This is a genomic window from Bacillus sp. FSL H8-0547 (genome assembly GCA_038002745.1).
GTDB lineage: Bacteria > Bacillota > Bacilli > Bacillales > Bacillaceae > Bacillus_P.
The window spans coordinates 1,568,250-1,582,434 of record JBBODD010000001.1 but is presented as its reverse complement, the minus strand read 5'-3'; the positions used below and the strand labels follow the sequence as shown (position 1 = coordinate 1,582,434).

Genomic DNA, 14,185 nt, shown 5'->3' with positions numbered 1-14,185 from the left:
AACAAGAAGAGATCCTATATCCGGAATGGAAATAAGCTCTTCTCATTTTTCAAGCGCATGGCTTGCTGGAATTGGCACAGCACTCAAAGATCCGAGTCCGCTGCCGAGGCATCACAGGGCCAGTCCCTCTGCCTCTCTTAATAAGAAGATGATATGTGTGTTTTAAAAAATACCTTTACTACATTAAGGGGTTGCGGTGCAAAAGTCAAATGGCAGTTTTTACTCAATTTATAATCAAAATTGTTTGAATTTTTCACTGTGTATGGAATAATATGGACTATATAGTCGGTTTTAAAAAAAGAAGGGCGGGCTGCAAATGGCTCCAATTGTATCAGAGGAATATAAGGAGAAGAAGAAGCGGCATATTCTGGACAGTTCTCTGAAGGCGTTCGGTGAAAAAGGGTTCCAGCTGGCCACCATCGATGACATTGTAGCAGAATCCGGATTGAGCAAAGGAGCCATCTATAACTATTTCAAAAGCAAGGAAGAGATTTATCTGCAGCTGATGCAAAGAAAGACGGAAGAAAATATCGCAGGATTAAAAGAACGTTTCCGTATAAAGGAAACGGCTGAAGAAAAGCTCAGGCAGTTTTTCGAAAACTATCTGGAGATCAAGCTTTCACCGGACTGGCAGCGGATGATCGGCGTTCATCTTGAGTTCTGGATTCATTCAGGACGGGATGAAGAGCTGAAACGGGTGATGACGGCAAGGTATGAGGAAGTTTACCGGACGCTGCTGATGGAGATTTTGCAGGAAGGAACCGAGCGGAAGGAATTCCGGCCGGATGTAAATCCTGCGATTATCTCGTCCATGGTTTGGGGAACGATTGACGGCACCTGCCTACATTATTCTGTCATCGGAAATGACTATCCGTTCCGGGAACAGATAAAGACACTTGAAGAAATGGTTTTTATGTACGTAAGAAAAGGGGAGAGAGAATGATCACATGTAAGCGGCTGTCCGAATGTACACTCCAGGATGCACTGATTGCGTGGAACAAGGGGTTTGAAGGCTATGATTTTGATATGACTCTTACTCTTGAAGCTTTTCTGAACAGACTCGTATTTGAAAATCTTTCTCCTGCTCTGTCCATTGTGGCTTTTGACGGAACAGAACCCGTGGGGCTGATCTTAAACGGCATCAGGTCCATTGATGGGAAAAACGTCTCCTGGAACGGCGGCACCGGAGTTGCCCCTGCATACCGAAGCAAAGGCGTCGGGAAAAAGATGATGGAAGAAGTCCTTTCCATCTATGAAAAAGCAGGAGTCCACACAGCCACACTTGAAGCACTCTCGCATAATGAACGGGCGATCAGACTGTATGAGAAAATGGGATATCAGACAACAGATCAGCTTATTCACCTTGGTTATTCGGCTCCATTGACATGCGATCCGAACCATGGACCGCATGATATTCACTGGAAAAAGCCGCATGATTTAGCGGAGCACTCTTTTTGCAGCAGGCTGATTCCATGGCAGGTGCAGTGGCAGAACATTCGTGACGGTGAAGCGCTGCTTGCGGTTGAAAACGGGGAAACGATTGGCTATTCCCTTTCAAAACGCAAATACGACGAGGATGGAAAGCTTTCCGGAATCCTCCTGTTTCAGTGCGAAGCTCATCCAGAGCATGAAAACAAAGAAAGTGTCCTTAAATCATTGCTGCACGAAGCTTTTGCGTTTTCAAACGAAGCTAACGTAAGCAGGACGGCCGTGAATTTCTCCAAAACCCACCCGGTCTGCGGCATTCTTGAAGACGAGGGATTCATCGTAAAAGCAGAGCAGGTTTTTATGGTAAGAGAGATGACTGCATAAAGTTCAGTCCTCTGCAGACCCTATGAAAAAAGAAAGAGGGTGCTGCACATGAACCGTATCTTGATTCTTCTTTTGCTGTGCCTTCCGGCCGTTTTTGTCCAGGGACAAACTCAAGCTGCGGCTGAAACCGGTGTACTGTCGTATGAAGAGTACGGAAGAGTGGCCATGAAGAAAACGATGGAAAAATACCCTGGTGCACAGATCACCGATTATCTTCATGTCGGGAAAAAGACAAAAGGCGCCATCTCAACAGAAACGTTCAAGCTTGTGTTAAAGGAGCGGGGCAAAACGTTTGAGATCTTTGTGTTTGTTGAATACAGCGAAAAGACGAAAAAGGTAACGAATGTTACTTTCAAAGATGCATAAAAGAAACGGAGCGGTAAATAGCTCCGTTTCTTTTTTTTGCCTGTTTTTTGAAAAACCTTACAAATGGGATTGACAATGATTACCACCGGGGTATATAGTTAATTACATAAGTAACTAACCAATGAACAAACTGAAAGAGGGGTCATATGAATCCATTTTTAGACACTGACAGGCCGATATTTCAGCAGATTGCAGAACAGATTGAAGACGATATCATCAATGGCTTAGTGCAGGAGGGAGAGAGGGTGCCATCAACAAATGAATTTGCAGCGCACTATCAGATCAACCCTGCAACTGCAGCAAAGGGAATCAACCAGCTGGTTGAAAAAGGCATTCTTTTTAAGAAAAGGGGAATTGGGATGTTTGTAGCAGACGGGGCAAAAAACAAGCTGATTCATCAGCGCAAGGAGCAGTTTTTTGAAGCCTATATCCTCCCGCTGAAATCCGAGGCGCAAAAGCTGAATATCAGTGTGAGCGATTTGAAAGAAATGCTTGAAAAAGGGGGCGGGAAAAATGAACGTTAGCATTAAGGGATTAACAAAAGAGTATGGAAAAAAGAAAGCACTGGACGCCATGACAATGGAACTTGAAGGGAATAAAATCTACGGCCTGCTTGGACGGAACGGAGCTGGAAAAACTACGCTGATGCAAATCCTTGCAGGGCAGGTCATGCCTGATGGCGGCGAGGTCCTGGTCGGCGGGCAGAAGCCATTTGAAAATCAGAGGATCACAGAGTCGATCTGCCTCATCAATGAAAGCGAAAATTTTAAAAAGGGAATGAAAATTGGCGACATATTCAAATTTGCAGGGTATTTCTACCCGAACTGGAGTCCTGAGACGGCAGAAAGACTCCTTGAAGAATTTTCGCTGGATAAAAAAATGAAGGTTAAATCGCTGTCAAAAGGAATGGAGTCCGCGCTCGGCATCACAGTAGGACTTGCAAGCCGCTCGCCTATTACCATCTTCGATGAACCGTATATCGGCCTTGATGCTGCAGCACGCAGCAGATTTTACGATCTTCTCCTCGAAGAATATGAGGTGCAGGAAAGGACATTCATTCTGTCTACACACCTTATTGATGAAGTCAGCAGGCTGCTTGAAGAAGTTCTGATTGTTTCGGAGGGAAAACTGCTGATGCAGAAAAATGCCGATGAACTTCGCGAGGAATCGTTTATCGTAAACGGCCCAAGGTCAGATGTATCCGCATTTACAGCAGGAAAGAATGTCATTCACCGGAAAGCATTCGGCAGCATGGAACAGGCAGTGCTGTATGGAGAAAGTAAGTCCGAGGCCCGAAAAGCGGGCTTGAACGTCGAGCATGTTCCTGTCCAGGAACTGATGGTTTATTTGACTGAAAAAACGAAAGGCGGGGTTTCAGCATGATCAGACAATGCCGCGGCATCCTTTTATTTGAGGTTTTGGATATGCGTCACTCACTTGTGATTTTCTGGAGTATACTTGTAGCCTGTATGGGTGTCTCTTTTGGCATCAGTCTTTCAACGGGCAGCAGCATGATCTTCTCAAGCGGAATGGCAGTCTACATTTTCAGCTCGATAGCGGGCTTTCTGACAGTAAAAGAAACCTATCCCTTCAGTGTGAAGATGGGTGCAACGAGACGAAATTATTATGTAACGACAAGCTTGTTTCTTCTGCTTCTTTCTTTGTTCATGGCGGGCGGCCATACACTATTAATCATGCTGCTGGAAAGCATCGGCGGAACTGGTTCAGGCGGCCTCAAACTTTTCTATTTTTCCATGCTTCTTGAAAGTGACGTTCCGTATTTCTTGAATTTCTATACAGATGCAGCCATCTGCTTTTTCCTTCAAACCATATTCTTTGTCCTTGGAAGCATCTTTTACCGCTTCGGGCTGATTGGCGGATACGTAGCCATCGGTCTTGCGGCGGTCCTGTTTATTATACCTGATGTCCGGGATGTTCTAATCGAAACCGTATTCAAGTTTGGGGGTCCTGAAGCAATCGGGTACTACGGGGGTCTGTTTGGAGCCGGAGCACTCTTTTTAGCCGCAGGATGGTTTATTCTCATAAAAGCAGGAGCCAAATCAGTCATAACGAGATAATCAGAAAAAAGCAGACCTTAACGGGTTTGCTTTTTTGTTTTTATGAGATTAGAGCAAGTAAAACAAGCATATATATGTGAGAAAGGCTTGGCCGCACAGGCTGCTGAAATATGAAAAGAAAAGGAGCCATTATGAAGGAGCTACTTTACACATTGCTTGAGATGCTTGCAGATCTTGGATATTACGGGATTGCACTCGGTTTGATGATTGAAATCATTCCGAGTGAAATTGTACTTGGCTACGGAGGATATTTGATCTCGCTCGGACGAGTGGACTTTACTGGTGCTGTCATCGCCGGCGTTGTTGGCGGAACACTAGCCCAGCTGTTTCTTTATTGGATGGGGTATTACGGAGGAAGACCTTTTCTTGAGAGGTTTGGAAAATATCTTTTCATCAGCAGCCATCATCTGGATCTTTCTGAAAAATGGTTTGAAAAATACGGAGCGGGCGTTATTTTCACGGCAAGATTTATCCCTGTTGTGAGGCACGCCATCTCCATTCCTGCCGGGATTGGGAGAATGCCGCTCTGGAGATTCACCGTGTACACGGTGGCAGCCATGATTCCCTGGACCATTTTCTTTTTATATATGGGCATTCAGCTTGGCACGAACTGGACGCAAATTAAAGAAGCCGCAGAGCCGTTTGTGCTGCCGATGATTCTCATTATGACGCTTGCTGGCATTGGCTATTACTTAATGAAAAAAAATGAAGCAGGAGAAAAAAGAATGTAAGCGAATTAAACAAACGTTTGATTAAATGTATGTTCGATGCGTTTAGGGCTATTAATAATAGTAGAATGCGCGGCAAGGGGGATGTGAATGTTCAGCCAGTACAGCAAGCTAGCAACGGAAGTATACGATTTAGACAAGCCGGTGGGCCATTCCTTTGGCGATCTGGAGTTTTACAGAGAACGTCTGCGTGAAGTGAAGGGAAGAATCCTTGAGCCGGGTGCAGGTTCTGGAAGGGTGTATATTCCTTTGCTTGAGGACGGATTCGCTATCGAGGGCTTGGATACCTCGGCACATATGCTGGACTCATGCAGAAAACGCTGTGAGGAAAGAGGACTTCGTCCAGTGCTCACAGAAGCAAGCATGAGTGAATTTAAGCTTCCCGGCAAATTCGAGGCCATTATTTTGCCTGCGGGCACTTTTCTTTTAATTGAGGACAGAAGAGAATCTATCCATGCGCTGAAGAATTTTTATGACCATTTAACAGAGGGAGGCCGACTTATTCTGGATCTTGACCTGCAGCCGGAAAAACAGCTGAATCAAGTGTTTACAAGTACGTGGGAAACGCCCGATCAGCACATCATCACAATGGAGGCAAAGCAGGTTGAGTACAGCGTGCTTGAGCAGTATTCTATCACCTATCTGAAGTATGAAAAGTGGAAAGACGGAAAGCTTTCAGAAACCGAGCTGCAGAGGTTTGCCATGAGATGGTACGGAGTGAAGGAATTTAAGCTGATTCTCGAACGCCTTGGTTTTACGGACATTGTCATTTCGGCGGATTATACATATGGAAAAGCACCGGAGCATGACCGGCAGACGATTACTTTTGAAGCTGTAAAGCCGGAATAATGAAAAGGGAAGAGGGCTGAAGGTTCGGCCCTTTTTTGTGCTGAAAAAGGAATAATCACTTTCCTTATTGAAGATGTGATGCAGGCGTTGAACGATTTGTTAAAAGGATGTGGTCCATTGAAAAAAGCCGTTCTCACTGCTGGTGTCTTTTTAGCTTTGCTTGCGCTTGCTGCTTATGTGAATAAATGGTATTACCCCCCTGTTCCCATAAGCGGAATAACGGCAAAAGAAGCTATTGAAAGACTGAAAAACACGGATCGTAAAATAGTTGAAATTGCTTCTGAAAACGGCCATGTCTGGTACATCACACGCAGTGAAAACAGGGGTGCTTCAATCGCGGATCAAGAAACTAAACGCATGCTTGCCGCCAATGGATGGAAATTAAAACGAAAAGACGGCAGCGGTCTGTTCTTTGAAAAAGACGGTGAAAGATTAATTGCTTCCACTCAAATGTGGACGAAAAAGTATGTACTGGTTAAAGTTCCGGAAAATTGGTGACTTTGTGGTTTTAACTGACAGGTGATTGATTAAAGCTTTTAGCCAATACAGATAAAATGTGAAAATCCACGTTTAACAGAGTGCTGAACGAAGTTGAGACTTTTGCCTTTATGCCGTTGTCCTTGTTTTCTAAATTTAAATTTAATGCACCAGTGGACTGAAGCGGAAGGCACTTGACTCCTTGTCCAGCTGCAGCGCCCAACTCCTCTGTCAGAACAAAATCCCCCAAAAAGTCAAACCCGGACTTTTCGGGGGATTTCTTATCTGACTGCCGGAGCAAAACGGGCGCTTCCGCTTTTCTGGGGCATGAAGAGGGCACTGGAGACCCCGCAAGCGCAGCGAGGAGGCTCCAGGCACTCCCCGCGGAAAGCAAGTGACTGGAGCGCAAGGGAACGGGTACGATGTGAGATTTAGATTCAGCATAAAAACAGCCTGCGATTAAAAAGAGAGGAGAATGGATTCACGTCTTCTTTAGCTTGAGAAGTATCACATCTCTTTGGTTAGCCATCAAGGAAAGCACTTGACAGTTTCGTCAGGAGGCTCCTGCCCTACCCGTGGTGATGGAGCGCAAAGGAACGGGTACCTTAAGTACGAAATTAAAACAACGCACAAAAAGCGCTTGGCAAATAAGATCCAAGCGTTTTTGTGCGTCTATTTATCTACTGACTTTTCAAAGCGAGAATGTACCTTGTTTCCGTTTCTTTTCCACAAGCGGCATGACCTGTGATGAAAAACGCTCCATTTCTTCGAGCTGCGGCGAGAACTGGAGAAGCAATAAATCAAGTCCTGCCTCTTCATATTCAAGGATCTTGTCAGCGATCTGCTCAGGAGTGCCGATCAAATTTGGACGCAGCCCGCGGTTTGAAACCGAGTAGTCATAAAGCTCAAGCTTTTGTTCAAGCCGGGACTTTGTTGTGAAGTCTTTGTATCCTGCATAGGCGGATGATTCTTTTACATCGGTTATCCGCTTCAGCTCCTGCTGGACTTCTTCTTCGGTATCCCGGCAGATGATATAGGCAGCCATTCCGAACGATTGGAATGGCTCTTTTCCGCGTGCTGCCCGGAGCTGCTTCATGCCGTCAATCTTCGTTTTGATTTCACCAGCCGTTCCCCCGTGCATCACATAGGCATCGCAATGCTCGGCAATCGTTTCTTTTCCGCGCGGGCTTTCTCCTCCCGCATAGAGAATCGGATTAGGCCTTTGCACCGGCTTAGGTGAAAGGCGGGCATTCATCAGGTCATAAAATCTTCCCTGATACGTAAACGTTTCTTTTTCCCAAAGCCCCTTCAGGACTTCAATAAATTCTTCCGTCCGGTCATAGCGTGCGTCGTGTTCTGTAAAAATGCCGCCGTACTGCCGTGCCTCTTCTTCCCACCAGGCAGAAACAACGTTCAGGGTAAACCGTCCATTGCTGATGTGGTCAATGTTTGCTGCCATCTTTGCCGTGACAGCAGGATTGTGGAAGCCGGGTCTGACAGCTGTCATAATTTCAATTTTCTCCGTGACGGCGGCAAGAGCGGCAGCCGTTGTCCAGGCTTCAAGCGAATCATGCTCAGGTCCCTTAATGTCATTTAAGTAAAGCTCGGCGATAAGGGTGGTGTCATAGCCCCACTCCTCTGCTTTTTGGATAACCTCCTGTGCGTAGGCGTAAGTAGGAGGCATATTTTCATCTTCAACATTTCTGAGCCATCCTCCGAAGATCGGCAGCCAAAAACCGTATTTCATTGCGGAATCCCCTCTCTCTGCATAAAAAAGCCCCTCTTGTTAGACAAGAGAGGCTGGTTCTGCTGTGCAAGTTCTAGCTCTCATCTCTCAAACAAACTGTTTGCTGGAATTGGCACGGTTTCTGCTGTCAGATCCGTTGCCGAGGCTTCAAAGGGCCATATCCCTCCACCTCTCTTGATAAGAAACGTATGAAATTAGTTGTATCATAAAATAATTTGATTAGTATGTCAATTCTAAAAATCAGCCCAGCTTCTCCTGAAGGAACTCCGTCACCTGGTCAGGAGTCTTTGCGTTCGCGCTGTGAAGATGCCCGAGCTTCTCGCCGTTTTTAAAAATCAGGATACTTGGAATCCCCATAACCTGGTATTTTTCTGCGATTTCAGGGAATTCATCTTTATTGATTTCATACCACTCATATGAGGAATAAGATTCCATAATTTCGCCGATAAACATGTTCATTCTTGTGCAGTCAGGGCACCAGTCTGCGAAAAATTTGATTAGCACCTCTTGATCTTGGGTAATTAATGTTTGGAACTGCTCTTCTGATGTAATTGGTTTCATGAATCAGACCTCCTTGCCCTTATTTTAATACAAAACGGGTGGTTTGCATGCAGGAAATGCCTGATGCGTGAAAAAAGTGCGGAGTAATTGCCGGCAAAAAACAGGATAAAGGCAAACATTCTTACATTCGCCTGCTTTACTGAAATTGGAAACGTCTTAAAAGGACGCAAATTGTGCCTTTGCCCGAATGTTATAAAGAAATCCATGATGGGCTATAACAATTTGGGCCGAAAGTGATAATATAGTAGAGATGAACTTTTCTTAGGGGGATATCCGCATGAAAATTAAAGTTGGATTATTATATGGAGGCAAGTCCGCAGAGCATCAGGTTTCCCTGCAGACGGCACTTGCTGTTATAAAAGCACTTGATACGAATAAATTTGATATACATCCGATCTACATTTCCGAAACAGGCGAATGGTTCCGCGGACCGCAGCTTACGGAGCCGGCTGCTTCACCTGCTGCCCTTCAGTTCAGCCAAAACGGCACAGCGGTTTCTCCGGTTGCGCTGAATCAGGATCTTTTCCCTGCAAAAGCAGATGAAACGAACGAACAAATTGATGTCGTATTCCCGCTTCTTCACGGACCGAACGGTGAAGACGGCACTGTTCAGGGCATGCTTGAGCTTCTGAACCTTCCGTATGTTGGAAACGGTGTGCTTGCTTCTGCAGCAGGCATGGATAAAGTCATTATGAAAAACTTGTTTGCCCAGGCGGGACTTGAGCAGGCTAACTATGTTTCTTATATTAAGAGCGAGTGGAAAAAGGCGCCTGAAGAAGCTTATGATAAAGTGGAGCAGGAGCTTGGGTATCCTTGCTTTGTTAAGCCTGCCAATCTGGGCTCAAGTGTCGGCATCAGCAAATGCAAAGACCGCGCGTCACTTGAAAAAGCATTCGCCGAAGCATTTGATTATGACCGCAAAATCATTATTGAAGAAGGCATTATCGGACGCGAGATTGAAATCGGCGTCATCGGAAATGATGAGCCGATCTGTTCGGTTGTCGGTGAAGTTGCTCCTAAAAAAGAATTCTATGATTATAAAGCGAAATACGAAGACGGCGACACGGACATGATGATTCCTGCACAGGTTACGGAAGAGGAATATGCCCTGATTAAAGAGCTTGCCATTAAGTCCTTTAAGGCAATCGACGGATCAGGACTTGTACGCGCAGACTTTTTCCTGACAGAAGACGGAAGAGCGCTGATCAACGAAGTGAACACAATGCCGGGCTTCACGCCATACAGCATGTTCCCGCTTCTTTGGAAGCATACAGGCGTTGAGTACCCTGAGCTTATCGGACGTCTTGTCGAGCTTGCTCTTGAGCGCCACGAAGGCAAGCAGCAAATTAAGCACACGTTTTAAGGAAAGCCTGGAAACACTATTCGTAAAAGAATAGTGTTTCTTATTCATTATGCAGAAGGCAGCTTACATATAAGAAGGGAGATTATAGATCATGATTAAACGTTCATTGCGCGACATTCAGACAATGGCGGGCGGATCAGGCCTTGCGCCACAGCATGAAAACACCATAATTCATGGCATTACAACGGATTCCAGAAAGATTGAGGCAGGTACACTGTTTGTACCGATAGCAGGCGAAAACTTCGACGGCCATCATTTCGCCGAAAAGGCTCTTGCTGACGGAGCGGCGGCCACTCTTTGGAACCGTTCAAAACCGAACCCTCCTTCAGGTGCTGTCATTCTGGTTGAAGACACATTGGAAGCTCTTCAAACCCTCGCAAGCAGCTACCTTGACCAGCTGAACCTGAAAGTTGTAGGCGTGACAGGAAGCAATGGAAAGACAACCACGAAAGATATGGTGGCAGCTTTACTTTCAACAACGTTCCGTGTCCACAAAACGCAGGGGAATTTCAACAATCATATCGGCATGCCGCTTACAATTCTCAGCATGACGGAAGATACAGAGGTAGCCGTGCTTGAAATGGGCATGAGCAACTTCGGGGAAATCGAACTTCTTTCGAATCTTGCCAAGCCGGATGCTGCGATCATTACCAACATCGGGGAATCCCACATGATGAATCTCGGGTCAAGAGAGGGAATTGCAAAAGCCAAGCTTGAAATTGTCAGCGGTCTTAAACCTGAAGGTGTTCTGATTTACGACGGGGAAGAGCCTCTGCTTAAAGAGCGTATTGGGGACGCTTCATATAAGAAGATTTCATTCGGAGCATCTGCTGAGAACACGTATTCTCCCGAGGGAATCAGACACACAGAAAAAGGCACGTTTTTTACCATTCGCGGCCGCGGGGAAGAACTGTTCCTGCCTGTGCTTGGAAAGCATAATGTCGGCAATGCGCTCGCTGCCATAGCAGCAGCTGAATTCCTTGGCGTGACAGAAGAAAAGATCAGCGAAGGGCTGAAGGATATTCAGATGACGGGCATGCGCCTGGAATTGACGAAAACAGAAGGCGGTCTTGCTGTCATCAATGATGCCTATAATGCAAGCCCGACATCCATGAAAGCTGCCATCAGGCTTGCAGGCGATATGGACGGATACAGCCGGAAAATTCTTGTTCTTGGAGATATTCTTGAGCTAGGGGATGACATGCAGGTTCAATTTCACCGTGAGGTTGGCGAAACAATCGATGCAGCCGAAACGCAGCATCTTTTCACATACGGAAAGCTCGGGGCAGAAATAGCCGAAGGTGCAAGGAAGAACCTCGATGGCGGAGTGATTCACGTTTATCAGGATAAGCAGGAGCTTATTAAAGACCTTAAGCAAACGGCGAAAGCTGGAGACCTTGTTCTTGTAAAAGCCTCGCGCGGAATGAAGCTTGAAGAGGTTGTTCAAGCTCTTCTCTAGAAATGAAATAAAGCAGCCGGTCCTTCTTTTGATCTGTCAGAGAAACACGAAAAGAAAGAGGGAAGGACCTTGGTCCATGACGTTCAGAAAATAAATGGAGAGATAACGAGTACGACAAGTCCGACCCCGATGGAATACGGCGTAAGCTCACTTACAACTTCATATGCACTGTTTTTTAATGCGGTCATGATGAACGCTCCTTTTTGTTTTGAAATATAGTAACCCAGGGTACTTTTTATATACCCGGGTTCTTTTTTTTCAATCCTCTTATTTTTAAAACCCGGTATAAAAATATGTTCATTCGGGAGAGAGTGATATGAAAGGATGCCTTTGTATACACGGATTTACTGGAGCTCCTTATGAAGTGGAGCCTCTCGTCAGCTACCTGCAGGAACGGACGGACTGGGTGCTGAAGTCGCCGACGCTTCCGGGCCACGGTGAAACGCCGAGCCTGAAGGGGATTGAATTCAGCGAATGGATTGCGCATGCTGAAAATGAGCTCAGGGATTTGCTTGAAGAATGTTCCGAGGTCTATATCATAGGCTTTTCAATGGGCGGCTTGATCGCAGCGTATTTGGCCTCGAGGTATCCGGTTGAAAAGCTTGTGCTTCTCAGCGCAGCTGCGCATTACTTAAATCCGCGCCAGATGCTTCTCGATGTGAAAGGGCTGATTGCAGATGCCATCAGGGGGGAAGGCGCAAACAATGAACTTTTTATCAGATACAGAAAAAAAGTGATGGAAACGCCGATTGCTGCAGCTCTGCAATTCAGGAAGCTTGTGAGGTATATCCGACCATTATTGGAGAAAATAACTATACCTGTACTGATTGTACAGGGAGAATGTGACGGAATTGTGCCTGTCAAAAGCGCTGTTTATATTTATGAAAAAATCCGTTCAAGGCAGAAGGAGCTTTGCTTTATGCCGTGTTCGAAGCATCTGATCTGCCATGGGGAAGAGTTTCCGGAGGTCGCAGAACTTATAGAAAATTTCTTAACGGCGCAGACTAAGACAAGTGTGAAATAATACGCCTTGTTGTAAAAGTATATAAAAAGTGATATGATTGAATTTAAGTGTTTACGGGCTTTTATAAGCTAACGTTTTGCCCGATGGGGCGTTTTTTGTTTCACCATACATGAAAGTCTGTGAAGCTATAAGGATTAAAAGGAGTAGAACAAATTGACAATTACGTTTCAAGAACTAGGTATCAGCCCATTATTAATGGACGCCATTAACCGCATGGGGTTTGAAGAAGCTACACCAATTCAGGCACAAACGATTCCGCTTGGGCTTCAAAATAAAGATGTAATCGGCCAGGCGCAAACAGGTACAGGGAAAACAGCTGCATTCGGTATTCCTCTTATCGAAAAGATCGACGTTAAACAAGATAAGATTCAGGGAATCATCATTGCACCGACCCGCGAACTTGCTATCCAGGTATCAGAAGAGCTTTACAAAATCGGTTCATCAAAACGCGTACGTGTACTTCCGATCTACGGTGGACAGGACATTAACCGCCAGATCCGCTCTTTGAAGAAATTCCCTCACATCATCGTTGGAACTCCAGGCCGTCTTATTGACCATATTAACCGTAAAACATTGAAATTATCTGATGTTCAGACTGTTGTTATGGACGAAGCGGACGAAATGCTGAACATGGGATTCATCGAAGACATTGAGAACATTCTTTCAAATGTGCCATCAGAGCACCAAACTTTGCTTTTCTCAGCTACAATGCCTGATCCGATCAGACGCATTGCTGAAAAGTTCATGACGAACCCTGAGATCGTAAAAGTAAAAGCGAAAGAAATGACTGTTACAAACATTCAGCAATTCTTCATCGAAGTACAGGAGAAGAAAAAGTTTGATGTGCTTACACGTCTTCTTGACATCCAGTCACCTGAACTTGCGATTGTTTTCGGACGCACAAAGCGCAGAGTAGATGAGCTTTCTGAAGCATTAATGCTAAGAGGCTATGCTGCTGAAGGAATTCACGGCGACCTTACTCAAGCTAAGCGTATGTCTGCATTGCGCAAATTCAAAGAAGGTGCGATTGAAGTTCTTGTAGCAACAGACGTTGCTGCTCGCGGACTTGACATCTCTGGTGTCACTCACGTTTACAACTTCGATGTTCCTCAAGATCCTGAAAGCTATGTACACCGTATCGGCCGTACTGGACGTGCAGGTAAAACAGGTGCTGCGATGACATTCGTAACGCCAAGAGAACAGGATATGCTGAAGATCATCGAGCGCACAACGAAGCGCAAAATGGACCGCATGAAGGCTCCTACTCTTGATGAGGCTCTTGAAGGCCAGCAATCCGTATCTGTTGATAAAATCCGTCAGGCAATCGCTGACGACAACTTATCATTCTACAAGCGCACAGCTGAAGCTTTGCTTGAAGAATTTGATCAAGTTTCTGTTCTTGCAGCAGCGATCAAGCTTATGACGAAAGAGCCGAACCAGACTCCGGTTAACCTGACAGAAGAATCTCCGCTTTACAAGCGCGGAGGCGGCAAACGTTCATCTTCTTCTTCAAGCAACCGCAGCGGCGGCAGAAGAGACGGCCAGCGTCCTTACAACAAGAACAACAAACGTTCTTACGGACAGCAGGGCGGAAAGCCAAGCACTAACAGCGGCAAACGCCGTTATTCAAACTCTTCATCATCTAACTAATACAAGTCAAAACGCACTGTGCTCCTTGCACAGTGCGTTTTTTGCATGCGAAAAAGTAATCGCATCCGGAA

At 45.6% G+C, this 14,185-nt stretch carries 15 protein-coding genes and 2 riboswitches; of the genes, 13 read left to right on the top strand and 2 right to left on the bottom strand.

What is annotated here, in order from left to right; all coding sequences use genetic code 11:
• Positions 1–39: 39 nt before the first annotated feature.
• Positions 40–147: riboswitch (SAM riboswitch) on the bottom strand.
• 169 nt (positions 148–316) lie between these two features.
• The 9 genes from MHB63_07735 (at position 317) to MHB63_07695 (ending at position 6,331) form a co-directional block, all read left to right on the top strand.
• Positions 317–943 (top strand): TetR/AcrR family transcriptional regulator, encoded by a 627-nt coding sequence (locus MHB63_07735; GenBank protein ID MEK3806454.1) that lies wholly within the window; start codon positions 317–319, stop codon positions 941–943.
• Positions 940–1,812, top strand: coding sequence for a GNAT family N-acetyltransferase (locus MHB63_07730; GenBank protein ID MEK3806453.1), 873 nt, complete (start codon positions 940–942; stop codon positions 1,810–1,812). The genes MHB63_07735 and MHB63_07730 overlap by 4 nt, the downstream gene beginning before the upstream one ends.
• Before the next feature lie 48 nt (positions 1,813–1,860).
• On the top strand, positions 1,861–2,178 hold the full coding sequence (locus MHB63_07725) for a DUF3889 domain-containing protein (GenBank protein ID MEK3806452.1): 318 nt from the start codon (positions 1,861–1,863) through the stop codon (positions 2,176–2,178).
• 146 nt (positions 2,179–2,324) lie between these two features.
• Positions 2,325–2,702 (top strand): GntR family transcriptional regulator, encoded by a 378-nt coding sequence (locus tag MHB63_07720; GenBank protein MEK3806451.1) that lies wholly within the window; start codon positions 2,325–2,327, stop codon positions 2,700–2,702.
• The gene (locus tag MHB63_07715) at positions 2,692–3,561 is read left to right on the top strand and encodes an ABC transporter ATP-binding protein (protein ID MEK3806450.1); all 870 of its coding nucleotides are present in this window, start codon (positions 2,692–2,694) and stop codon (positions 3,559–3,561) included. Before MHB63_07720 ends, MHB63_07715 begins: the two co-directional genes overlap by 11 nt.
• The gene (locus tag MHB63_07710; protein ID MEK3806449.1) at positions 3,558–4,256 is read left to right on the top strand and encodes a hypothetical protein; all 699 of its coding nucleotides are present in this window, start codon (positions 3,558–3,560) and stop codon (positions 4,254–4,256) included. Before MHB63_07715 ends, MHB63_07710 begins: the two co-directional genes overlap by 4 nt.
• A 131-nt stretch (positions 4,257–4,387) precedes the next feature.
• The gene (locus MHB63_07705) at positions 4,388–4,987 is read left to right on the top strand and encodes a DedA family protein (GenBank protein MEK3806448.1); all 600 of its coding nucleotides are present in this window, start codon (positions 4,388–4,390) and stop codon (positions 4,985–4,987) included.
• A gap of 87 nt (positions 4,988–5,074) precedes the next feature.
• Complete coding sequence (locus tag MHB63_07700) at positions 5,075–5,833, top strand: methyltransferase domain-containing protein (GenBank protein MEK3806447.1); 759 nt, start codon at positions 5,075–5,077, stop codon at positions 5,831–5,833.
• Between the two features lie 117 nt (positions 5,834–5,950).
• Positions 5,951–6,331, top strand: a complete 381-nt coding sequence (locus MHB63_07695) for a hypothetical protein (GenBank protein MEK3806446.1) — start codon at positions 5,951–5,953, stop codon at positions 6,329–6,331.
• A gap of 670 nt (positions 6,332–7,001) precedes the next feature.
• On the opposite strand, the gene MHB63_07690 is transcribed toward MHB63_07695, so the two are convergent.
• Positions 7,002–8,057, bottom strand: a complete 1,056-nt coding sequence (locus MHB63_07690; protein MEK3806445.1) for an LLM class flavin-dependent oxidoreductase — start codon at positions 8,055–8,057, stop codon at positions 7,002–7,004.
• A gap of 77 nt (positions 8,058–8,134) precedes the next feature.
• Positions 8,135–8,241: riboswitch (SAM riboswitch) on the bottom strand.
• 56 nt (positions 8,242–8,297) lie between these two features.
• Positions 8,298–8,618 carry a thioredoxin family protein gene (locus MHB63_07685; GenBank protein ID MEK3806444.1) on the bottom strand — a complete coding sequence of 107 codons (321 nt, stop codon included), beginning with the start codon at positions 8,616–8,618 and terminating at the stop codon, positions 8,298–8,300.
• 277 nt (positions 8,619–8,895) lie between these two features.
• Here MHB63_07685 and MHB63_07680 point away from each other — a divergent pair, with 277 nt between their 5' ends.
• From MHB63_07680 to MHB63_07665, 4 genes are all read left to right on the top strand, one after another.
• Positions 8,896–9,981 (top strand): D-alanine--D-alanine ligase, encoded by a 1,086-nt coding sequence (locus MHB63_07680; GenBank protein ID MEK3806443.1) that lies wholly within the window; start codon positions 8,896–8,898, stop codon positions 9,979–9,981.
• A gap of 91 nt (positions 9,982–10,072) precedes the next feature.
• Positions 10,073–11,440 (top strand): UDP-N-acetylmuramoyl-tripeptide--D-alanyl-D-alanine ligase, encoded by a 1,368-nt coding sequence (murF, locus tag MHB63_07675; protein ID MEK3806442.1) that lies wholly within the window; start codon positions 10,073–10,075, stop codon positions 11,438–11,440.
• Between the two features lie 316 nt (positions 11,441–11,756).
• Positions 11,757–12,464, top strand: coding sequence for an alpha/beta fold hydrolase (locus tag MHB63_07670; protein MEK3806441.1), 708 nt, complete (start codon positions 11,757–11,759; stop codon positions 12,462–12,464).
• A gap of 153 nt (positions 12,465–12,617) precedes the next feature.
• Positions 12,618–14,114 carry a DEAD/DEAH box helicase gene (locus tag MHB63_07665; GenBank protein MEK3806440.1) on the top strand — a complete coding sequence of 499 codons (1,497 nt, stop codon included), beginning with the start codon at positions 12,618–12,620 and terminating at the stop codon, positions 14,112–14,114.
• Positions 14,115–14,185 lie beyond the last annotated feature (71 nt).

What these genes read in the sequence shown, in the direction of transcription:
- MHB63_07680 (MEK3806443.1), top strand. Translation starts at nt 8,896, where the DNA reads ATGAAAATTAAAGTTGGATTATTATATGGAGGCAAGTCCGCAGAGCAT.
- MHB63_07710 (MEK3806449.1), top strand. Translation starts at nt 3,558, where the DNA reads ATGATCAGACAATGCCGCGGCATCCTTTTATTTGAGGTTTTGGATATG.
- MHB63_07705 (MEK3806448.1), top strand. Translation starts at nt 4,388, where the DNA reads ATGAAGGAGCTACTTTACACATTGCTTGAGATGCTTGCAGATCTTGGA.
- murF (MEK3806442.1), top strand. Translation starts at nt 10,073, where the DNA reads ATGATTAAACGTTCATTGCGCGACATTCAGACAATGGCGGGCGGATCA.
- MHB63_07700 (MEK3806447.1), top strand. Translation starts at nt 5,075, where the DNA reads ATGTTCAGCCAGTACAGCAAGCTAGCAACGGAAGTATACGATTTAGAC.
- MHB63_07730 (MEK3806453.1), top strand. Translation starts at nt 940, where the DNA reads ATGATCACATGTAAGCGGCTGTCCGAATGTACACTCCAGGATGCACTG.
- MHB63_07670 (MEK3806441.1), top strand. Translation starts at nt 11,757, where the DNA reads ATGAAAGGATGCCTTTGTATACACGGATTTACTGGAGCTCCTTATGAA.
- MHB63_07685 (MEK3806444.1), bottom strand. Translation starts at nt 8,618, where the DNA reads ATGAAACCAATTACATCAGAAGAGCAGTTCCAAACATTAATTACCCAA.
- MHB63_07690 (MEK3806445.1), bottom strand. Translation starts at nt 8,057, where the DNA reads ATGAAATACGGTTTTTGGCTGCCGATCTTCGGAGGATGGCTCAGAAAT.
- MHB63_07715 (MEK3806450.1), top strand. Translation starts at nt 2,692, where the DNA reads ATGAACGTTAGCATTAAGGGATTAACAAAAGAGTATGGAAAAAAGAAA.
- MHB63_07735 (MEK3806454.1), top strand. Translation starts at nt 317, where the DNA reads ATGGCTCCAATTGTATCAGAGGAATATAAGGAGAAGAAGAAGCGGCAT.
- MHB63_07725 (MEK3806452.1), top strand. Translation starts at nt 1,861, where the DNA reads ATGAACCGTATCTTGATTCTTCTTTTGCTGTGCCTTCCGGCCGTTTTT.
- MHB63_07720 (MEK3806451.1), top strand. Translation starts at nt 2,325, where the DNA reads ATGAATCCATTTTTAGACACTGACAGGCCGATATTTCAGCAGATTGCA.